Origin of the sequence: Micromonospora phytophila (assembly GCF_023656545.1) — a bacterium.
Lineage (GTDB): Bacteria > Actinomycetota > Actinomycetes > Mycobacteriales > Micromonosporaceae > Micromonospora > Micromonospora phytophila.
On record NZ_JAMOKF010000073.1, the window covers coordinates 1 to 20,043 of the forward strand.

A 20,043-nucleotide genomic window follows, 5' to 3' on the forward strand; every position below is an offset into this window, starting at 1 on the left:
CGCGGGCCGTGCCACGGGTGCGAAGGCGGCGGCCGGTCGCGCCGCCGGCACGAAGAAGGCGGCCGCGGGCAAGGCCGCGCCGAGCCGGGCGAAGGCCGCCCCGGCCAACAAGACCGCGCCGGCGAAGAAGGCCGCCACGAAGAAGGCGGCAGCGGCCAGGAAGGCGCCAGCGAAGAAGGCGGCGGCTCCCGCGAAGAAGACGACCGCGGCGGCGAAGAAGGCTCCCGCGAGGAAGGCACCGGCGAAGAAGGCTCCCGCGCAGAAGGCTCCCGCGCAGAAGGCGGCGGCGAAGAAGGCACCCGCGAAGAAGGCACCCGCGCGGAAGGCGGCGGCGAAGACCGCCCCGGCGGGCACGCGGCGGCCCGGCGCGGAACGCGGCGGCACGGCGGCGACGACCACCTCAGCGGTACGCACCGGGCGCAGCACCTCCCGGTCGGTACGGTCCTCGCAGGCGATCTCCTCGACCGCCGACCGGCCGGAGCGTCCCGGCCGCAGCCTGGTCACCACGAACCACGACGTGATCCGGCGCTGGGCCGAGGAGCGGAACGCGAAGCCGGCGACGATCGCGGGCACCGAGCGGGAGGGGCGGGCCGGCGTGCTCACCTTCAACCTGCCCGGTTACCGCGAGAGCAGCCGGGTACGCGAGATCACCTGGGACGAGTGGTTCCAGACCTTCGACGGGCGCGGGCTGAACCTGATCTACCAGGAGCAGCTGCGCGACGGGCGGCCGAGCAACTTCTTCCGCACCGAGTCACCGGATCGGGAGGACGCGTGAGGAGTTTACGGGAATGGCCGGCGGGTATGCGCTGTTGGCCAGGAGCGGGACCCGGAAAAGCGGCACACCGGGTGTGACCACCGGTGCTGTGACCGGCGGAACAGTCGAGCCAGGTTGAATCCGGAATCCGGGCGAACTAACTTTATTGCACCGCGCCACGCTCGGAACCGTTCGGGGGAGCGGCGGATCGATCAGATCCGTGCACCGAGCGAGGCGCAGGGGACGGGTGGAATAACACCGTTGGGGGACGGTGGCCACCTGTTTGGACCGGCGGCGCGAGCGGGCGACGCCTACGGGGGTGGGTGCCGCCCGCCGGCCGCCGGTCATACGGTGCGGACGCCCATCACGACGATCGGTCGTGGTGGGCGTTTCGCATCGTCGTGGGTGGTTTCGCACCGTGGCCGGCCGCGCGGCGTGGTCGGCCCCGTGCCCGAGCCGGTGGTCCGCTCAGCCGTTTCCGGTCAGGGACGGCTCGGGTCGGCCCGCCGTCGCCCGGCGCAGGGCGGCCACCCGTCGCTCCCGCGACGGCCCGGCGAGCAGGTGCCCGGCGGCGGCCAGCAGCCCCAGCGCGCCGACGATCAGCCAGTGCCGCTCGCCGAGGTACTGCAGGCTCACCCCGCCGAGCGTCGGCGCCACGAACGACGCCGCCGGGAACGTCAGGTAGAAGACCGACTGGTAGCGCGCCCGCAGCTCGGGTGGGGCGAGGTCGGCGTTGATCTGGGCGTTGGGCGGGGCGGCGAGCATCTGGCCGACGGTCCAGACCACCGCTGCGACCAGGTAGACGGCCAGCTCGTCGGCGACGGCGAGGACGCCGAAGCCGAGCGCCAGCAGCGCGGTGGAGACCGCCAGGACCCGGTCCTTGCGGTGCCGGTCGATCAGGCGCGGCACGAAGAGCTGCCCGAGCACGATCAGCACGCCGCCGAGCGCCATCACCGCGCCGTACGCCGACGGGCGCAGCCCGTCCGCCCGCATCGCCAGCGGCATGATCGTCGAGGTCTGCAGGGTCAGCACGGCCAGCACGAAGGTCAGCCCGACGAAGATCAGGAAGGTCCGGTCGGTCAACGCGGTGTGCAACCCGGGCCGGCGGGGGCGTCCGTGCTGCCGGGCGGGCGCCACGTCGGCCGGAGCGGTCACCGCCGGCCGGGTGCGGGACAGCGTCTCCGGCACCTTCCAGCCGATCACCGCCGCGGCGACCAGGGTGGCGGCGGCGTCGACCAGGAAGAGCGCGACGAAGTTCGCCTCGGCGAGCAGGCCGGCCAGCAGCGAGGCCACTGCCATGCCGAGGTTGAACGCCCAGAACTGGAGGTTGAAGGCGCGCGAGCGACGTTCCTCGGGGACCACGTCGACGATCGCCGCGACGAAGGCGGGACTGGGCATCGAATGTGCCACCCCGACCAGGGCGGCGAGCGCCGCGATCACCACCAGGTGCCGGCTGAACGCCAGCGCGACCATCAGCCCGCCGGTGACCAGATGCGCGGCGAGCAGGGTGGCCCGACGCCCCCACCGGTCGGCGAGCACCCCGCCGAGCAGCACGCCGCCGGCCCCGCCGAGCCCGTACGCCCCGACCACCGTCCCGGCCAGCGCCTCGCTCGCGCCGCGCGCCGCGGTCAGGTAGAGCGACAGGAAGAGCATCGCGAACGCGCCCGCCCGGTTGATCAGCAGGCCGGTCCAGAGGTACCAGAAGGTGGCGGGGAGCCCGCCGGCGGTGTCGTCCAGCCACCGTCGCAGTGCCGGCACCCGTCCTCCAGACAGTTTTCTTTCCTAACCGATCCGATTGTCGACCGTAGGCAGCCCGACCGCCGGCCGCCAGCGTGTCGCTGGTCACCGTGCGGAGCTCGACTCCGGTTCCGGCAGTGGGGGCACGGGCTCGGCCGGGGCGGTCGCCGCCGCCTCGGCGGCCTGCGGCGCGGGCGGCCGGATCGCCACCACCGGCTCGACCGGCCGGGTCGCCGTACGCAGGGCGGTGGCGCGCCGTTCGCGGGCGGGGCCGGAGACCAGGTGGGCGACCGCCATCAGCGCGCCGACCACGGCGCAGGAGAGCCAGAGGGCCGTGTTGCCGGCCTGCTCCCGGAGCAACCCGCCGAGGATCGGCGCCGCGGCGCCGGCCACCTGCCAGGAGAGCGAGAAGACGCCCTGGTAGCGACCGCGCAGCGCGGCGGGGGAGAGTTCGGCGATCAGGGTGGCGTTGGACGGCGAGTTGAGCATCTCCCCGAGGGTCCAGATCAGCACGGTCAGCCCGTAGAGCCAGACGGCGTCGGCGAACGCGGTCAGCCCGAAGCCGAGGCCCATCACCACCGAGGCGAGGGCGAGCACGTGCGACCGGCTCCGCCCCCTGATCAGCCGGGGCACGAAGAGCTGGCCGACCACGATCAGCACCCCGTTGAGCGCGATCACCGAGCCGTACGTGGCGGCGCTCAGGCCCGAGTCGACCATGGCGATCGGCAGCATCGAGATGTGCTGGAGGAAGACCAGCGCGGCGAAGAGGTTGAGCACCACGAAGCCCAGGTAGACCCGGTCGCTGAGGATGGTGCGCAGCGCGCCGACCGGCGCGTCGCCCCTGGCGGCGGTGGCGGAGACGGTCCGGGTCTCCCGCACCCTGGCGAAGATGATCAGCGCGGTGATCACCGTGGTGGCCGCGTCGACCACGAAGAGCAGCAGGTAGCCGGCCTCGGCGGCGAGGCCGGCGAGCACCGCCGCGCAGGCGAAGCCGAGGTTGATCGCCCAGTAGTTCAGCGAGAAGGCGCGTAGCCGGTCCTTCTCCGGCACCACGTCGATCATCATCGCGCCGAACGCGGGCCGGGCCGCCTCGGCGAACATGCCGAGCAGCAACGCGCCCAGCGCCACCGTCCAGAGCGGCCGGGCGAAGCCGAGGGCGAGCATCATGGTGGCCGCGCCGAGGTGGGCGGTGAGCAGGGTCGGCCGGCGGCCCCAGCGGTCGGCCAGGGTGCCGCCGACGGTGGTGCCGACCGCGCCGCCGACACCCCAGAGGCCGAGCACCAGGCCGGCCTGGGAGGCGGAGAAGCCGCGCTCCTGGGTGAGGTAGATGGCGAGGAAGACCAGGACGAACGAGCCGAGCCGGTTGATCAGGGTGCCGGTCCACAGGTACCAGAAGGTGACCGGCAGCCCACCGGTGGTGTCCCGGAACCAACTCCGCATCGTCCGCACTCGGCGCCCCCGCTCCGTAATGACCGTTCTGATTGCAGCGCCTTACAACCTAATGGCGGGGCCGATTCCGGGGCACCGGCTTTTCCACGTGGTGGTCGTCACGACCACCGCCCGCGTGTCCCGTCCCGGGTTGGGGCAGGATGATCGGCATGACTGCGAGCGAGGGGCCCACCGTCGGGACGCTGGTCCTGTTGCGGCACGGCGAGAGCGACTGGAACGCCAAGAACCTCTTCACCGGCTGGGTCGACGTCGACCTGACCGAGAAGGGCGAGAACGAGGCGCGCCGCGGCGGCGAGCTGATGCGCGAGCACAGCCTCCTGCCGGACGTGGTGCACACCAGCGTGATGCGCCGGGCGATCCGCACCGCCGAGCTGGCGCTCAACGCCGCCGACCGGCACTGGATCGCGGTGCGCCGGTCGTGGCGGCTCAACGAGCGCCACTACGGCGCCCTGCAGGGCAAGAACAAGAAGCAGACCCTGGAGGAGTACGGCGAGGAGCAGTTCATGCTCTGGCGCCGCTCGTACGACACCCCGCCGCCGCCGATCGCCGACGACGACGAGTTCTCCCAGGTCGGCGACCCGCGCTACGCGCTGCTGCCGACCGAGCTGATGCCGCGCACCGAGTGCCTCAAGGACGTCGTCGAGCGGATGCTGCCCTACTGGTACGACTCGATCGTGCCGGACATCCTGGCCGGCCGGACGGTCCTCCTGGCCGCCCACGGCAACTCGCTGCGCGCCCTGGTCAAGCACCTCGACCAGATCTCCGACGAGGCGATCGCCAAGCTCAACATCCCGACCGGCATCCCGCTGCGCTACGACCTCGACCCGCAGCTGCGTCCGCTCACGCTGGGCGGGACCTACCTCGACCCGGCCGCCGCCAAGGCCGCCGCCGCCGCGGTCGCCAACCAGGGCCGCTGACGTACGCGAAAAGGCCCCCGGTCCGAGCGGACCGGGGGCCTTCGGCGTCTCTGCGCTCAGTTCCCCGGCGGCGTGATCTGTCCGGTGATCAGGTAGACCACGTGCTCGCCGGCGTTGACCGCGTGGTCGGCGAACCGCTCGTAGAAGCGACCGAGCAGCGTAGCGTCGATCGCGGTCTCCACCCCGTACGGCCAGTCCTCGCCGAGCAGCACCCCGAAGAGGCTCTTGTGCAGGTCGTCCATGGCGTCGTCGTCACGGTCCAGCTCGGCGGCGAGGTCGGCGTCGGGCTTGGCCAGCACCGTCCCGATCTTCTCGGCCATCCGGTCGGCGATGGAGGCCATGTCGGTGAAGATCGGCCGCAGCTCCGCCGGGACGGCCGGCGAGGGGTGCCGCCGCAGGGCCGTCTTGGCGACGTGGTCGGCCAGGTCGCCCATCCGTTCCAGGTCGGCCGCGACGTGCAGCGCGGTGATCATGGCGCGCAGGTCGGAGGCGACCGGGGCCTGGCGGGCGAGCAGGTCGCAGACCCGCTCCTCGACGTGGCGGTAGAGGCCGTCGATCTCGGCGTCCCGCTCGATCACCGTCTCGGCCGCCCGGCGGTCCGCGGTGAGCAGGGCGCGGGTCGCCTGCCGCATCGCGGCCCGGACCCCCTCCGCCATGTCCACCAGCAGTTGGCTGACGATGTGCAGGTCAGCCCGGAACTCGTCGCGCATTGTCACGTCCTGTGGTCGGTGTCGCCGGCCCGAGGGACGGCGAGGGTGTGAGCAGGTGCGCCGCCCACGGTAGGTCGTGTGGGCGGACCGGAGATGAACCCGGATGAACGACGCCGGACGCGCGAGTGAACTTTGCCGGAAGTGAGAGTGGTTCGTCCTGCTATGGGCGATGGCCAGGTTAACAATGACCCTACGATCGCCGGGTGGAGTGGGCGGTGACGGTCGGTGTGGCCGTGGGTCTGGCGGCCGGACTGGTCGCCGGGGTGCTGCTGGCCCGGTTCGTCCCGGCGTGGCGTGGCCGCTCCACGTCGACGGGGAGCCGCCTACCCGGCTTCCTCTTCAGCAGGGGGAGGCTCGCGATAGCCGACGATCCGCAGTCGGGGTTCGGCCGCCGGACGATCGACTCGCTCCGGGCCGGCGTGGTCGTGCTCGACCCCGACGACCTTCCCGTCCTGGTCAACCCGGCCGCCCGCGCGATGGGGCTGCTCCGCACCGGCCCGACGCCGGGTTCGATCGCCGCCCACCCGTTGCTGCGTACCCTCGCCGGGCAGGTGCGCCGCACCGGCGTGCGGCGCGAGATCGAGCTCGACCTGCCGCGCGGCCGCGACAACGCCGGGGAGAACCCGCTCGGCGTGCACCTGAGGGCGATGGGGCTCGGCGCCGGCTACATCGCCGTGGAGGCGGCCGACGTGACCGAGTCGCACCGGCTGGCCCGGGTACGCCGCGACTTCGTGGCCAACGTCAGCCACGAGCTGAAGACCCCGATCGGCGCCCTGCAACTGCTGGCCGAGGCGCTGCTCGACGCCACCGAACCCGCCGGCGAGGGCGGCCCCGACCTCTCCGAGGACCTCGTCGCCGCCCGCCGGTTCGCCGAGCGGATCCAGCACGAGTCGACCCGACTGGGGCGACTGGTGCAGGAGTTGCTGGAGCTGACCCGGCTCCAGGGCGCCGAGCCGCAGCCGCCGCCGGAGCCGGTCGCCGTGGACTGGGTGATCGCCGAGGTGGTCGACCGGACGCGGACCTCCGCCGCCGCCCGCCGGGTCGACGTGGTCGTCGAGGGCGAGCGCGGGCTCACCGTGTACGGCAGCGACACCCAACTCGCCACTGCGGTGTCGAACCTGGTCGAGAACGCCGTCAACTACTCGGGCGAGGACACCACGGTCCGGATCACCACCCGGGCCGACGACGAGCACGTCCAGATCGCCGTCGCCGACCAGGGCATCGGCATCGCCCCGACCGACGTCGACCGGATCTTCGAGCGGTTCTACCGGGCCGACCAGGCCCGGTCCCGCTCCACCGGCGGCACCGGTCTGGGGCTGGCCATCGTGAAGCACATCGCCAGCAACCATGGCGGAAGGGTCGAGGTGTCGAGCACTCTTGGTGGTGGATCGACGTTCACCCTGCGGCTGCCCGCCCGTCCACCGGACGACCTCCTGGCGACACTGCCCTCCGCTGGGATCGAGGCCGGTCCGGCCGAGCTCCGGCAGGTCTGACAGCAATGGAAAGGAAATCCCCGTTGAGCCGCGTTCTGGTGGTCGAGGACGAGGAGTCGTTCTCCGACGCCTTGTCGTACATGCTCCGCAAGGAGGGATTCGAGGTCTCCGTCGCCGCGACGGGCACCTCCGCCCTGACCGAGTTCGACCGGACCGGCGCCGACATCGTGCTGCTCGACCTGATGCTGCCCGAGATGTCGGGCACCGAGGTGTGCCGGCAGCTCCGGCAGCGCTCGCACGTGCCGATCATCATGGTCACCGCGCGCGACAGCGAGATCGACAAGGTGGTCGGCCTGGAGATCGGTGCCGACGACTATGTGACGAAGCCGTACTCGCCCCGGGAACTCGTCGCCCGGATCCGGGCGGTGCTGCGCCGGAAGAGTGCCGAGGCCGCCGAGTCGGGTGCGCCGACGCTGGCCGCCGGGCCGGTCCGGATGGACATCGAGCGGCACGTGGTGACCGTGGACGGCGCCGCCGTGCAGCTGCCGCTGAAGGAGTTCGAGCTGCTGGAGCTGCTGCTGCGCAACGCCGGGCGGGTGCTCACCCGGGGGCAGCTGATCGACCGGGTCTGGGGCGCCGACTACGTCGGTGACACCAAGACCCTGGACGTGCACGTGAAGCGGCTGCGCTCCAAGATCGAGCCGGAGCCGTCCGCGCCGCGCTTCATCGTCACCGTGCGGGGCCTGGGCTACAAGTTCGAGCCCTGATCGGCGTACGCGAGAAGGGGCCCGCGCCGACGCGCGGGCCCCTTCTCGTCATCGGGTCGTCACTTGGTCGTCAGCGGACGACCTTGACGTTGAAGATGCCGGTGCCCAGCGTGCCGTAGAGACGCAGCCAGAGGGGCAGCAGCATCTCGGTGCCGCGGGCGGTGGTGATGTCGCCCAGGTCGACCACGTCGGTGTGCCCGAAGCTGGTGAGCAGCCCGGTGACCGTCCGCTTCGCGTCGGCGTCGTCGCCGGAGACGAAGACGGTGTGGTCGCCGTCGGCGAGCTGTCGGGGGTCGGCCATCAGGTCGGCGGCCGTCGTGTTCAACGCCTTGACCACCTTGAGCTGCGGGAACGCCCGCTGGATCTGTTCGCCGAGAGAGTCGGTGTTCAGCACCGACAGGGTGGGCGGGAAGCCGGCAGCGTGGTCGAGCGGGTTGGCGATGTCGAGCAGGACCTTGCCGGCCAGGTTGGCCTCCCCGGCGGCGGTGAGTGCCGCCAGCGACGCCGCGCCGCTGGTCGCGTTCACCACCAGCTCCGCGTCGGCGGCGGCGCCGGCGAGGGTGGCCAGGCCGACTACGGGATGCCGAGCCGCCCAGTCGGCGTGGTCGCCGCCGCGGTCGCGGGTCGCCGTGACGTCCCGGGTGCCGATGGTGACCTGATGGCCCAGCTCCGCCGCGCGGGCGGCGATCGTCCGGCCCACCACGCCGGTGCCGAGAACTGCGATGCGCATGTCGGTTCACGTCCTCCACTGGTCGCGCGAGCGGCCCTCGCGCCGGTTGCGCTGACACTAACAGACAGGTCTGTCTACCTGACCCTTCATGATGTGATGATCGCCGCCGGAATGGGGGATAGGCTGAAGACAGACCGGTCTGTAGGATGGCCCGTTCACGACGAAGGAGGGACGGCGATGTCCGCGTCCGCGCCGCGCACCCCGGCCGGTTCCGCCCGGGACCGCATTCTCGACACCGCATTCCGGCTCTTCTACGCGCACGGGCCGCGCGGGGTCGGGGTGGACACGGTGATTGCGGAGTCCGGGGTCGCGAAGGCGACCCTCTACAAGCACTTCCCCCGCAAGGACGACCTGGTGCTGGCGTACCTGGACAAGGTCGACCAGGCCTGGTTCGGTGCGTTGTGCGCGGCCGCCCGGAACGCCGGCGACGACCCGCGCGATCAGTTGGTCGGGATGTTCGACGCCCTGGTGGGGGCCTGCCGGCGGGAGGGCTATCACGGCTGCGCGTTCATCAACACCGCCGCCGAGTCGCCCACCGGCGGCGAGGTGCACGCCCGTACGGTCGAGCACAAGACGGTCGTCCGCGCCTGGGTCACCGACCTGGCCCGGCGGGCCGGTGCGCCCGAGCCCGAGCTGCTCGCCCGTCAGCTGACCCTGCTGCTCGACGGTGGGCTCGCGGGCGGGGTGCTGGACGGTGACCCGGCGTTGGCCGAGGCCGCCAAGCGCAGCGCCCGCGCCCTGGTTGACGCCGCCCTCGCCTGACCACACCCCGCTCCCTGCCTCACCGCTTCCTGCCTCACCGCTTCCTGCCTAACCGGCTCCCTGCCCCCCCGCAGGCGCCGGTCACCGGGTCACCCGGTCGCTCCGTCCCCGGTCCGGGCGCCTTCGTCCCCGTTCCGGGCTGCCGGTCCCCGTCCCGGGCTGCCGGTCCCGTGCCGGGCTGTCGTCCGGGCTTGGGCTGTCGGTCCGGGCATTGCTGTCGGTCCTGGTCGTGGGCTGTCGTCCCGATCCCGGCCTGACGGTTCCGGTCCCGGACTCTCCGTCCGTGGCCGGCCCTCCGGTCCGTTCCTCGGCCGTCTCTTCCGGTGCTCGGCCGTGGCCTGCGGGCTACGAACGAGTCGGCCTCCACCCGTCGCCTCACCCTGACCGCAGTCACTCTCTGTCATAGGGCGTCAACTGCATCACCATTACGAAGGGTGAGGCCGATGCGCTCCGCCGATTGCCGCCGTCGGCCCCTTTGCTCTGCTTATCTATACGCACCACCGTCGCCAGCAGGGAGACTGCACCGTGATCAGGGCAGAAGCCCAACCGCGCTGATCACGTAACGTGACTGTCGCATATAGGTAAGCAAAGCAAAGGCAACGAACCGATGTGGGGCTCGGGCGGCCGGTGCTGACGCTCGGTGAAGGCTGCACGCCCGGGACGCGAGGCCAGGTGCTTCGGGACGGTGGACCGGGCCAGGGCTCAGGTCGCGCCTGTGGGTCGCCTGTGAGGTCGCCTGTGAGGTTTGCCCGTGAGGTCGCCTGTGAGGTTGCCCTGAGGTTGCCGGGGAGCCGCCTGCAGGCAGCGAGGGCGGCTCTGTCCGGCGCTCGCGCCGGCGGAGTTCCGCGCGCGCCGTGCACGTTGCGGCGACACCGCGCGAGTCGACCACCACCAGGCTGGGCGGGTACTGCGGGCAGCAAGCCCGAAGAGCCGCCGACTTCGGCGTGCCCGCCGGCGCCGCTCTGGCCCTCCTCGGTAGACCGGCCGCCTGTTGGAGGGCCGACGAGGTCGTCGCGCCAACGGCGGGCGGTCAGGCGCCGTCGACGGTGTGTGGTCGGGCGCCACTGAGGGCGGTTGGTTGGGAGCTGCCGACGGTGGGTGGTCGGGCGCTACTGACGGTGGGCGGTCGGGCGCTACTGACGGTGGGTGGTCGGGAGCTGCCGACGGTCGGTGGTCGGGCGCTACTGACGGCGGTTGGTCGGGCGCTGCCGACGGTGGGTGGTCGGGCGCTGCTGACGGTGGCGGTCAGGCGCCGTCGGCCGGGTGCGGGGCGACCATGCCCTGCCGGTGGCGCACCGTGCAGAGCTCGGCCAGCTTGGCGTACGCGGGGGCGCCGATCAGCGCGGTCAGTTCCGGGCCGTAGGAGACGTACATGGGCTCGGCGCCGACGTGCGCGTCGGTCGAGGAGGTGCACCACCAGTCCAGATCGTGCCCGCCGGCACCCCAGCCCCGCCGGTCGAACTCCGACAGCGTGGAGACCAGCACCTTGGTGTTGTCCGGCCGCTTGACCCACTCCTGGTCCCGTCGGATGGGCAACTGCCAGCAGACGTCCGGCTTGTACTCCAACGGGTGGACCTCGTCGCGCAGCGCCTGGGCGTGCAGGGCGCAGCCGGCGCCCGCCGGGAAGTCGGCGTCGTTGAGGAAGACGCAGGGCCCGTCGGGCCCCTGGGTGGCGGTCCGGCGGGCGGCGTTCTTGCCGTCGATGGTGTCGTCCTCGGTCCAGTTCTTGAAGCCGCGACGGAAGTGCTGCCAGGTCGACGGGGTCAACCGCTTCACCGCGGTCCTCACCCGCTTCTCGTCGTCGGAGTCGGTGAAGAACGCGCCGTGCGAGCAGCAGCCGTCCGCGGCCCGGCCGGCGACGATGCCGTGGCAGCCCCGCCCGAAGATGCACGTCCAGCGGGAGAGCAGCCAGGTCAGGTCGGCTCGGATCAGGTGGCTGGCGTCCGTCGGGTCGGCGAACTCGACCCACTCCCGGGGGAAGTCCAGCGGCACCTCACGGCTGCGCGGATCGTCCGGGTCGTCCACCAGTACACGGAGCTCGATCTGCCCTGTCACCCGGCCCAGCCTACGCGCGGTGCCCTTTGCCGGCCGTCGAGCCGTGGAAACGTGTTGGCCCTAATGTCTTCACCATGCGACTGGGTGTCCTCGACGTCGGTTCCAACACGGTGCACCTGCTGGTGGTCGACGCCCACCACGGAGCCCACCCCTGGCCGGCGCACTCCGAGAAGGTGGTGCTGCGCCTCGCCGAGCAGATCGGCCCGGACGGCGCGCTCACCGAGACCGGCGCGGACGGCCTGGTCAAGGCGGTCAGCATGGCCAAGGCGGCGGCGGCCGGGCTGGAGGCCGACGACCTGATCGCGTTCGCCACCTCCGCCGTCCGGGACGCCACCAACGCCCCCGACGTGCTGGCCCGGGTCCGCGACGAGGCCGGCGTACGCCTGGAGGTGCTCTCCGGCGCGGACGAGGCGCGGATGACCTTCCTCGCGGTCCGGCGCTGGTTCGGCTGGTCGGCGGGGCGGCTGCTGGCGCTGGACATCGGCGGCGGCTCGCTGGAGATCGCGGCCGGCATCGACGAGGACCCGGACGTCGCGGTCTCGCTGCCGCTCGGCGCCGGCCGGCTGACCCGGGACCGGCTCCGGGTCGCCCCGGACAGCGCCGCGCCACCGCCCACCGAGGTGGTCGACGAGCTGCGGGCGTACGTCGACGGGCTGCTCGACCCGGTGGTGGAGAAGATGACCGAGGTGGGCTGGGAACGGCCGGTGGCCACCTCGAAGACCTTCCGCACCCTGGCCCGGCTCGCCGGGGCCGCGCCCAGCAGCGCCGGCCTCTGGGCCAGCCGCCGGCTGACCCGCGCGGGGCTGCGACAGGTGCTCGGCTTCATCCGGCACATCCCACCGGCGCAGCTCGTCGAGCTGGAGGGGGTCAGCGCCGCCCGGGCCCACCAACTGCTCGCCGGGGCGGTCGTCGCCGAGGCCGTGATGCGCCGACTGGACGTGGACTCGGTGGAGATCTGCCCCTGGGCGTTGCGCGAAGGGGTGATCCTGCGCCGCCTGGACCAGCTCGAACCGGTGTGATCCTCCGCGTCGATCTGGGCGCTTTGCGGCTGCTCGTCACGATGCCCGGAACGATGCCGGCTACCCTCGACGGTGTGACTTCCCGCGTCCCGGTGCTCCTGTCCAGTTCCTCGGTCTTCCCTGAGCGGACCGCGGCGGCGTTCCAGATGGCCGCGGCGCTCGGCTACGACGGCGTCGAGGTGATGGTCTGGACCGACGCTGTCAGCCAGGACGCCGGCGCGCTGCGCGGTCTCTCCGAGCACTACGGCGTGCCGGTGCTCTCCGTCCACTCGCCCTGCCTGCTGGTCACCCAGCGGGTGTGGAGCCCGGACCCGTGGGAGCGGCTGCGCAGGTCCGGCGACCTGGCGGCGACCCTGGGGGCGCCCACCGTGGTGGTCCACCCGCCGTTCACCTGGCAGCGCGACTACGCCCGCAACTTCGCCGACGGGCTCGACAAGATCGCCGGCGAGTTCCCGGACCTGCGCTTCCCGGTGGAGAACATGTACCCGGTCCGGATGGCCGGCCGGCAGTTCGTCCCGTACGTCCCGGGCTGGGACCCGACCGAGACCGGCTACCCCTCCTACACCCTCGACCTGTCCCACTGCGCCGCCTCGCACACCGACTCGATGGAGATGGCCGACCGGATGGGCGCCGGCCTGGCGCACGTGCACCTCGGCGACGGCACCGGCGAGGGCCGCGACGAGCACCTGGTGCCGGGTCGGGGCAACCAGCCCTGCGGGGAGCTGCTGTCGTCGCTCGCCGGGCGGGGCTTCACCGGGTCGGTGGCGGTCGAGGTGACCACGCGGGGCGCGAAGAGCCGCGCCGTCCGGGAGGCCGACCTGCGCGAGGCGCTGGAGTTCGCCCGCCAGCACCTCAACACCCCGTCCCCGGCCGCCGCCTGAGCGACCGGGGCGGACGGTCGACGTCAGCTCACCGGGGTCAGGGACTCCGTGGCCGGGGTGGGTTGCGGGGTGACGGTGACCTGCTCGCCGACGGCGGCCCGCTTGCGGGCGCGATGGGCGGCCACGTGCGACCGGGTCGCGCAGCGCTCCGAGCAGAACCGCCGGCAGCAGTTGGACGAGGTGTCCAGGTAGACGTTGCCGCAGCGCTCGTCGGCGCAGACGCCGAACCGGGCGCTGCCGTACTCGCAGAGCCAGACCGAGAGCCCCCAGACGGCGCCGGCCAGGTATTCCGCGCTGACGGAGGCCCCCCGGCTGGTCACGTGCATGTGCCAGTCGCTGGAGTCGTGCCCGGAGATGCGCGGCTGCACCGGGAACGCCTCCAGCATGGCGTTGAGCTCGGCCACCGCCTGGGTGTCCCGGCCCGAGGTGCCGTACTCGAAGACGTCGCGCAGGCGCTTCTGCGCCCGCCTGAAGATCGCCAGGTCCCGCTCCGCCACCTCGTCGCGCATCCAGGCGTTGTCGGCGGGGAAGATGGCCCGCAGGTCGTCGAGGTCGTCCAGGCGGGCGTTGACGAGGTCAACGCCGGTCCGGGCGTACGCGTCGAAGTTCACGCCCCCAACGGTAGACGACTCACGGGGCGCGCGGCGCGTCGATGTAGTGCGGCAGGAACCGGGCGTAGCCGTCCGTGATCAGGCTGGCGCTCTCCCGCACCCCCGCACCGGCGGACTCCCCGTCGACGATCCAGCTGCCCAGCACCGTCCGGTTGCCCGCGAACTCCGGCAGCGCCCGGAACTCCTGGTAGCACCAACCCTCGTCGCCGTAGATCCCCGGATTGGTGATCTCGCCGCCGCCGGTGACGATCCGCACCGAGCCGCCCTCGCGGCCGAGCAGCGGCTTGGCGACGTACTCCGGCATCCCGCGGGGCGAGTCGAGGTACGCCGGGAGCAGCAGCTCGTGACCCGGGTAGAGCTCCCAGAGCACCGCGAGCAGCGCCTTGTTCGACAGCAGCAGCTTCCAGGCCGGCTCGATCCAGGTGGTCGGGGTGCCCGGCGCAAGTGCCGGCGGCCCGTACGGCTCGGCGAGCATCCACTCCCAGGGGTAGAGCTTGAAGCAGGTGGTGACCGGGCGGCCCGCCGCGTCGACGAAGCGCCGGCCGTCCCAGCCGATCTCCTGGATCGGCAGCAGCTCGACCTCCAGCCCCGCCTGCCGGGCGGTCTCGGCGAGGTAGCCGGCGGTCATGTGGTCCTCGCCCGACTCCTCCTCGTTCGACCAGACCACGTGCACCCGCCGGTCGTGCAGGCCGGCGCCGACCTTGGCCCAGGCGCCGACCAGGCGCTCGTGCAGGCTGTTCCACTGGTCCAGCTCCGGCCGGGTGTGCTCCAGCCAGTACCACTGGACGATGCTCGCCTCGACCAGCGAGGTGGGGGTGTCGGCGTTGTACTCCAGCATCTTCGGCGGCCAGCTGCCGTCGTAGGCGAGGTCGAAGCGGCCGTAGAGGGTGGGCGGCGCCTCGCGCAGCGAGCGGGCGACCGCCTCGGCCGCCCAGGCCGGGATGCCGAACTCGGCGTACCGGTTGCGGGCGACGACGTGCTCGGCGGCGGCGACTGACATCCGGTGCAGCTCCTCGGTCGCCTCCTCCAGCCGGAGCACCTCGTCCAGCTCGAACGCGTACGCCGCGCTCTCGTCCCAGTAGGACATGATCCCGCCGTCGGGCAGCTCGGTGTCGACGTACACCAGCCCCTGGGAGCGGATGGTGGCGTCCCAGTCCGGGCGGGGGGTGACCGACCCGCGGCGCACCTCAGCCGCCGCAGGCGGCGAGGTGGGTGCCGAAACCGCCACGTTCCGGCACGGCCGAGCCGACCGGTTCCGGCGCGGCGCGCCCGGCGGCGGCCTCCGGCGCGCGCAGCGCCAGGGCGACGGTGCCGCTGCCACCCGCCGGCCCGAGTGCGCAGTCGTCGTCATCGTCGTCGGAGGTCATGTTGCAGCCGGAGAGGGCCAGCGCCAGGGCGGTGAGGGCGCCGAGCTGCACGGAGGCCGACCGGAGCCGGCGGCGGGGGCGTTGTTCCACGTCATGGTTGTAACCGATGAACGCCACCGCCGGGCACCCGCGGTGGGGCCTGTGATGCGGTTGGGACCTGGGCCGCGGGCGCTGCCGCCGCCGCCCGGCGGAGGCCCGCGAGCGGGCGTTACGCTCGGTCCATGCTCCGTTCCGTCATCCTCGCCGCCTCCCGGTCATCCCAGGTCGAGCGGCTCATCGCGACGGCCCCGTTCACCCGGGACGTCGTCCGCCGGTTCGTCGCCGGCGCCGGCACCGACGACGCGTTGCGCGCGACCCGCGAACTCGTCGCCGACGGCCTCGCGGTCACCATCGACAACCTCGGCGAGGACACCGTCACTCCCGAGCAGGCCAACGCTACCCGCGACGAGTACCTCAGGCTGCTGAAGGTGCTCTCCGCCGCCGGGCTCACCCCGCCCGCCGAGGTCAGCGTGAAGCTCTCCGCCCTGGGCCAGAAGTTCGACGAGCAGCTCTCCTACGACAACGCGCGGGCCATCTGCCTGGCGGCCGACGAGGCGGGCACCACGGTCACCCTCGACATGGAGGACCACACCACCACCGACTCGACCCTGAGCGTGCTGGCCAGGCTGCGCAAGGACTTCCCGGCCACCGGCGCGGTGCTCCAGGCGTACCTGCGGCGGACCGAGTCGGACTGCCGCGAGCTGGCCGGCGCCGGGTCCCGGGTACGACTCTGCAAGGGCGCGTACAAGGAGCCGGAGTCGGTGGCCTACCAGTCCGCCCGCGAGGTGGACAAGTCCTACGTCCGCTGCCTGAACATCCTGATGTCCGGCGACGGCTACCCGATGCTGGCCACCCACGACCCGCGCCTGATCGCCATCGGCGAGGACCGGGCCCGCTGGTTCGACCGCGGCCCGGACCGCTTCGAGTTCCAGATGCTCTACGGCATCCGGCCGGAGGAGCAGGCCCGGCTGGTGGGCGAGGGCTACACCGTGCGCACCTACCTGCCCTACGGCGACGACTGGTACGGCTACCTGATGCGCCGGCTCGCCGAGCGCCCCGCCAACCTGGCCTTCTTCGGCCGGGCCCTGATGTCGAAAAAGTAGCCCCGGTTTCGGTACGGGCCGGTGGGGATCTGATCCTCACCGGCCCGTCGTCGTTTCCGTCGACTCTCTTGACGAAGCCGGCTAATGACATTAGCTTTAAAGCTATGAGCGCTAGCTACGTGGAGCGGGACGGCGGACGGATCGCGTACGAGGTGCACGGGCAGGGGCCGCTGGTCGTCCTCTCGCACGGCATGGGGGAGAACCGGGCATCGTTCCGGCACCTGGCCCCGCTGCTCGTCGAGGCGGGCTACCGGGTGGCGTCGGTCGACGTCCGGGGGCACGGCGAGTCCAGCGCCGGCTGGCCCACGTACGCCCCGGCGGAGGTCGGGGCCGACCTGCTGGCGGTGGTCCGCGACCTCGGAGGCGGCCCGGCCACCCTCGTGGGCAGCTCGTCGAGCGCGGCCGCCGTGATCTTCGCCGCCGCCGAAGCGCCCGGGCTGGTCAACGGGGTCGTCCAGCTCAGCCCGTTCGTCGGGCAGCCGAAGCTCAACCCGTTCCTGAAGGTCGCCCAGTTCGCGGTGCTGCGCAGCCCTCGGCTGTTCGGCATGTACCACCGCTCGCTCTTCCCCGGCGACCGGCCGTCCGACGACGCGACGTACCGCCGGGCGATGGTCGCCACCCTGCGCGAGCCCGGCCGGATGGCGGCGACCCGCGGGGTGATCGCGCCGGTGGAGCCGCACTGGACCGCCCGCGCCCGAGCCGTGCGGCAGCCGGTGCTGGTGCTGATGGGCACGATGGACCCGGACTTCCCCGACCCCGGCGCCGAGGCCCGGGCCGCGCGGCGGCTCTTCGCCACCGCCGAGGCCCGCATGATCGACGCCGCCGGACACTACCCGCACGCCGACCGGCCGGCGGCCACCGCCGCTCACCTGGTGGAGTTCCTGGCGGCGACCACCGGTGCCTAGGGCGGGGCTCAACCAGCCGACCGTGGTGCGGGAGGCGGCCCGGCTCGCCGACGAGGTCGGGTTCGGGCAGCTCACCCTCGCCGCCCTCGCCGCCCGGCTGGGTGTCGCGCTGCCCAGCCTCTACAAGCACGTCAAGGGGGCGGACGCGCTCGCGCAGAAACTCTCCGCGCTGGCCACCGCCGAGATCGCAGAGGAGATGAGCGCGGCCGCCGTCGGCCGGGCGGGCGCCGACGCGCTGCGGGCCGTGGCAAACGCCTACCGGGCGTACGCCCGCCGGCACCCCGGGCGCTATCCCGCCGCCCAGCGGGCGCCGGACCCGGCCGACCCGGAGCACCTGGCCGCGGGGGAGCGCGCGGTCGCCGTCGTCTACGCCATCCTGCGGGGGTACGGGGTCACCGGCGAGCCCGCCGTTGACGCCGTTCGGGCGTTCCGCAGCGCCGTGCACGGCTTCGTCTCGCTGGAGGCGGCCGGCGGCTTCGGGCTCCCCCGTGACGTGGACCGCTCCTTCGAGCGGCTGGTCGACGGGTTGGACATCGCGTTCCGCTCCTGGCCGGGTCGGGACCAGAGCTGACGTTCGCGGTCGGCGGCGCGATGCTCACCCTGCGCGGGTGCTCGCTCGTCGGCGTCGTGCCGGTCGTCGTCCGGGCGGTCACCGTGACCCTGCTTCCCGGCGCGGCCGCCCCGCCGGAGCCGGCCCGCCCGGGTCTCCCGGCGGCGTCGATCGCGCCGGCGGCGGCCCGCGCCGGCGGGACGTACCGGTCCGCCGGGGCGGTGCTCGCCGGTCCGCCCGAATGGCCGTAATCTTCGCCGGGTGACTGAGGGGCAGCCCGAGGCGGACGGTCGACCGGCGACGGACGGAGCGCCGGCGGCGACCGGGGTGGAGCCGGCCGAAGGCCATCCGCGCACCGCGCCCGCCGAGGTGCCTGAGCCGGCCGAGCCGGATCCGACGACGGCTCCCGCCGCGCCGGCCGCGCCCACCGCATCCGGTCGAACGGCCCCCACGGCCACCGCCGACTCGGGTGAACCGACACCGACGACCGAGCCCGAGCCCCCCGCAACGGCCGAGCCCACCGCAGCGGCCGAACCGATCGAGACCGCTGAGGCAACCGAAACGCCTGAGCCCAGCGAAACGGCTGAACCCACCGCAATAACCGGATCGGTTCCGACGGCCACGCCTTCCGTGCCCCCTGCCGTGCTTCCCGTGCCACCCGTGGTCCCCGCTGCCGTCCCGGCCGCCGTTGCCGTCGGGGCTCCGGTCGCCGTGCCGCGACGGCGGTCGCGCCGGTTCTGGCCGCTCTGGTCGGCGCTCGCGGCGGTGGTGGTGCTGCTGACCTGCGGCCTGCCGGGGGCGCTGCTGGTCGGTGTAATGCGCGACCGGGCCGGGCCGGCGCTGGACCGGTTCGGCGCCCCGGCCGACGACCCCGCCACGACCGCCGCCCGCCAGCTCACCGAGCGGATCACCGCACAGCTCGACCGGCAGTCCGCCGCGCTGCTCGGCGGCGACCAAGCCGGGTTCCTGGCGGTCGCGGAACCGGTCGCGCACCGGGACCTCCGCCGCCGGTACGCCGCCCTGCGGGCGCTGCGGGTGACCGGCTGGCAGGCGAGCGTGAACGGGCTGCCCACCCCGGTCGAGGGCCGGCCCGGCGAGTGGCGGTTGCTGGTCGAGTTCCGCTACTGCTTCGTCGTCCCCGACTGCCGCACCAGCCCGGTGCTGACCGGCACCCGCTGGCGGGACGCGCCACAGCCCCGGCTGCTCGCCGTGGAGCAGTCCAGGTCGGTGGAGACCGGCACCCGGCCCTGGGAGGTCAGCGAGCTGGCCGTGGCCGTCGGCGCGCGGACGGTCGTGGCCACCACTCCCGCGCTGCGGGGGAAGCTGCCCGGCCTGCTCGCCGAGGCCGAGGAGGCGGCGAAGGTCGCGGACACCTACGTGGTGGACGGCCGGCCCCCGGACCGGTACCGGATCTTCTATGCCGGGAAGACCGAATGGCAGCGCTGGTACGGCGGCGGCCGGCCGAAGTGGACGGGCGGGTACGCGGTCACCGTCGGCGGCGGGCACCACGAGGTGGTGCTCAACGCCGACGGGCTCGCCACCGGCGGGGTGGACGACCTGCTGCGGCACGAGCTGACCCACGCGGCCTCCCTGCCGGAACGGGGCTACCCGGGGAAGAGCACCTGGTGGCTGGTGGAGGGGCTGGCCGAGTACGCGGGCGCCGACGGCCGGTCCGTCGACCGGTACGAGGGGCTGGCCGAGGTGCGCCGTCTGCTGGGCGGTGGCTGGGACGGCCGGCTCGACAGCCTCACCCCCGCCGACAGCGCCCCGGCCGACCGGGTCGGCGGCAGCTACGGCATCTCCTACCTCTCGATCCGGCACCTGGTGGACCGGTACGGGCAGGAGCGCCTGCTCGCCTTTTTCGCGGCGGTGGTGCACGAGCGCCGGCCCGTGGCGGAGGCCGCCGAGCGCGTGTTCGGCGAGTCGTGGTCCGCCCTGCACGACGAGTGCGTCGCGTACGTCCGCGCCGTGGTCGGCTGACCCCCGCGGCGCCGGCGGCATCGTCGGGTGTCGACCTGGGTCGTAGCATGGGCCGCGTGCGCCGCACCGATCCGCCGCGGCTGCGCGCAGCCACGCGGCCCCGCCTGCTCACCGCCCTGCTCGCCACCGTCGTCCTCACCGGGACCACCGCCGCCTCCTGCGGCGACGAGGAGTCCCCGGTCGCGCTCGCCCCGGTGAGCCGGGCGGCGGTCGCCGAGGTGATCGACGCCCCGGCCACGGTCACCGCCCGGGCCGCCGCCACCCTCACCGCTCC

General features: G+C 73.3%; 20 protein-coding genes and 1 pseudogene. 13 read left to right on the plus strand and 8 right to left on the minus strand.

The window, feature by feature from the left end; all coding sequences use genetic code 11:
- Positions 1-775 (plus strand): hypothetical protein (locus NCC78_RS12140; RefSeq protein ID WP_250794453.1); only part of this gene is annotated, 775 nt, incomplete at its 5' end.
- 447 nt (positions 776-1,222) lie between these two features.
- Here NCC78_RS12140 and NCC78_RS12145 read toward each other — a convergent pair.
- Together NCC78_RS12145 and NCC78_RS12150 are read right to left on the minus strand one after the other, a co-directional pair.
- Complete coding sequence (locus tag NCC78_RS12145) at positions 1,223-2,512, minus strand: MFS transporter (protein ID WP_250794455.1); 1,290 nt, start codon at positions 2,510-2,512, stop codon at positions 1,223-1,225.
- Between the two features lie 84 nt (positions 2,513-2,596).
- On the minus strand, positions 2,597-3,940 hold the full coding sequence (locus NCC78_RS12150; protein WP_250794457.1) for an MDR family MFS transporter: 1,344 nt from the start codon (positions 3,938-3,940) through the stop codon (positions 2,597-2,599).
- A 149-nt stretch (positions 3,941-4,089) separates the two neighbouring features.
- On the opposite strand from NCC78_RS12150, the gene NCC78_RS12155 reads away from it, so the two are divergent.
- Positions 4,090-4,857: a phosphoglyceromutase gene (locus NCC78_RS12155; RefSeq protein ID WP_250794459.1), complete on the plus strand. Its 768-nt coding sequence runs from the start codon at positions 4,090-4,092 to the stop codon at positions 4,855-4,857.
- 56 nt (positions 4,858-4,913) lie between these two features.
- Here NCC78_RS12155 and phoU read toward each other — a convergent pair whose 3' ends face one another.
- On the minus strand, positions 4,914-5,567 hold the full coding sequence (gene phoU, locus NCC78_RS12160) for a phosphate signaling complex protein PhoU (protein WP_250794461.1): 654 nt from the start codon (positions 5,565-5,567) through the stop codon (positions 4,914-4,916).
- Positions 5,568-5,770: 203 nt separating this feature from the next.
- On the opposite strand from phoU, the gene NCC78_RS12165 reads away from it, so the two are divergent.
- Positions 5,771-7,060: a sensor histidine kinase gene (locus NCC78_RS12165; protein WP_250794463.1), complete on the plus strand. Its 1,290-nt coding sequence runs from the start codon at positions 5,771-5,773 to the stop codon at positions 7,058-7,060.
- A 23-nt stretch (positions 7,061-7,083) separates the two neighbouring features.
- A complete protein-coding gene (locus NCC78_RS12170; protein ID WP_250794465.1) occupies positions 7,084-7,767 on the plus strand; it encodes a response regulator in 684 nt (227 codons plus the stop codon).
- Positions 7,768-7,837: 70 nt separating this feature from the next.
- On the opposite strand, the gene NCC78_RS12175 is transcribed toward NCC78_RS12170, so the two are convergent.
- On the minus strand, positions 7,838-8,497 hold the full coding sequence (locus NCC78_RS12175) for an NADPH-dependent F420 reductase (RefSeq protein ID WP_250794467.1): 660 nt from the start codon (positions 8,495-8,497) through the stop codon (positions 7,838-7,840).
- Positions 8,498-8,674: 177 nt separating this feature from the next.
- Here NCC78_RS12175 and NCC78_RS12180 point away from each other — a divergent pair, with 177 nt between their 5' ends.
- A complete protein-coding gene (locus NCC78_RS12180; protein WP_250794469.1) occupies positions 8,675-9,259 on the plus strand; it encodes a TetR/AcrR family transcriptional regulator in 585 nt (194 codons plus the stop codon).
- Between the two features lie 1,245 nt (positions 9,260-10,504).
- Here NCC78_RS12180 and NCC78_RS12185 read toward each other — a convergent pair.
- Entirely contained in the window at positions 10,505-11,314 is an 810-nt protein-coding gene (locus NCC78_RS12185; protein ID WP_250794471.1) for a DUF3109 family protein, read from the minus strand.
- A 74-nt stretch (positions 11,315-11,388) separates the two neighbouring features.
- Between NCC78_RS12185 and NCC78_RS12190 the strand changes: the two genes are divergently transcribed.
- Both NCC78_RS12190 and NCC78_RS12195 read left to right on the plus strand, forming a co-directional pair.
- Positions 11,389-12,333 (plus strand): Ppx/GppA phosphatase family protein, encoded by a 945-nt coding sequence (locus NCC78_RS12190; protein WP_250794472.1) that lies wholly within the window; start codon positions 11,389-11,391, stop codon positions 12,331-12,333.
- Positions 12,334-12,407: 74 nt separating this feature from the next.
- Entirely contained in the window at positions 12,408-13,214 is an 807-nt protein-coding gene (locus tag NCC78_RS12195) for a sugar phosphate isomerase/epimerase family protein (RefSeq protein ID WP_250794474.1), read from the plus strand.
- A gap of 23 nt (positions 13,215-13,237) precedes the next feature.
- On the opposite strand, the gene NCC78_RS12200 is transcribed toward NCC78_RS12195, so the two are convergent.
- Genes NCC78_RS12200 through NCC78_RS12210 form a run of 3 tightly spaced genes read right to left on the minus strand, consistent with a single transcriptional unit; the run spans position 13,238 to position 15,309 of the window.
- Positions 13,238-13,825 (minus strand): CGNR zinc finger domain-containing protein, encoded by a 588-nt coding sequence (locus tag NCC78_RS12200; protein WP_250794476.1) that lies wholly within the window; start codon positions 13,823-13,825, stop codon positions 13,238-13,240.
- Between the two features lie 19 nt (positions 13,826-13,844).
- Positions 13,845-15,011, minus strand: a complete 1,167-nt coding sequence (locus NCC78_RS12205) for a glutathionylspermidine synthase family protein (protein WP_250794489.1) — start codon at positions 15,009-15,011, stop codon at positions 13,845-13,847.
- Between the two features lies 1 nt (position 15,012).
- Positions 15,013-15,309: a hypothetical protein gene (locus NCC78_RS12210; protein ID WP_250794490.1), complete on the minus strand. Its 297-nt coding sequence runs from the start codon at positions 15,307-15,309 to the stop codon at positions 15,013-15,015.
- 104 nt (positions 15,310-15,413) lie between these two features.
- On the opposite strand from NCC78_RS12210, the gene NCC78_RS12215 reads away from it, so the two are divergent.
- The 6 genes and pseudogenes from NCC78_RS12215 to NCC78_RS12240 form a co-directional block, all read left to right on the plus strand.
- Positions 15,414-16,334 (plus strand): proline dehydrogenase family protein, encoded by a 921-nt coding sequence (locus NCC78_RS12215; protein ID WP_250794492.1) that lies wholly within the window; start codon positions 15,414-15,416, stop codon positions 16,332-16,334.
- Positions 16,335-16,438: 104 nt separating this feature from the next.
- Entirely contained in the window at positions 16,439-17,239 is an 801-nt protein-coding gene (locus NCC78_RS12220; RefSeq protein WP_250794494.1) for an alpha/beta fold hydrolase, read from the plus strand.
- Positions 17,232-17,810 carry a TetR/AcrR family transcriptional regulator gene (locus NCC78_RS12225; RefSeq protein ID WP_250794496.1) on the plus strand — a complete coding sequence of 193 codons (579 nt, stop codon included), beginning with the start codon at positions 17,232-17,234 and terminating at the stop codon, positions 17,808-17,810. The genes NCC78_RS12220 and NCC78_RS12225 overlap by 8 nt, the downstream gene beginning before the upstream one ends.
- A 20-nt stretch (positions 17,811-17,830) precedes the next feature.
- On the plus strand, positions 17,831-18,040 hold the full coding sequence (locus tag NCC78_RS12230) for a hypothetical protein (protein ID WP_250794497.1): 210 nt from the start codon (positions 17,831-17,833) through the stop codon (positions 18,038-18,040).
- Between the two features lie 400 nt (positions 18,041-18,440).
- Positions 18,441-19,769, plus strand: a complete 1,329-nt coding sequence (locus tag NCC78_RS12235; protein WP_250794498.1) for a hypothetical protein — start codon at positions 18,441-18,443, stop codon at positions 19,767-19,769.
- Positions 19,770-19,816: 47 nt separating this feature from the next.
- A pseudogene (locus NCC78_RS12240) lies at positions 19,817-20,043 on the plus strand (efflux transporter periplasmic adaptor subunit); the annotation flags it as partial.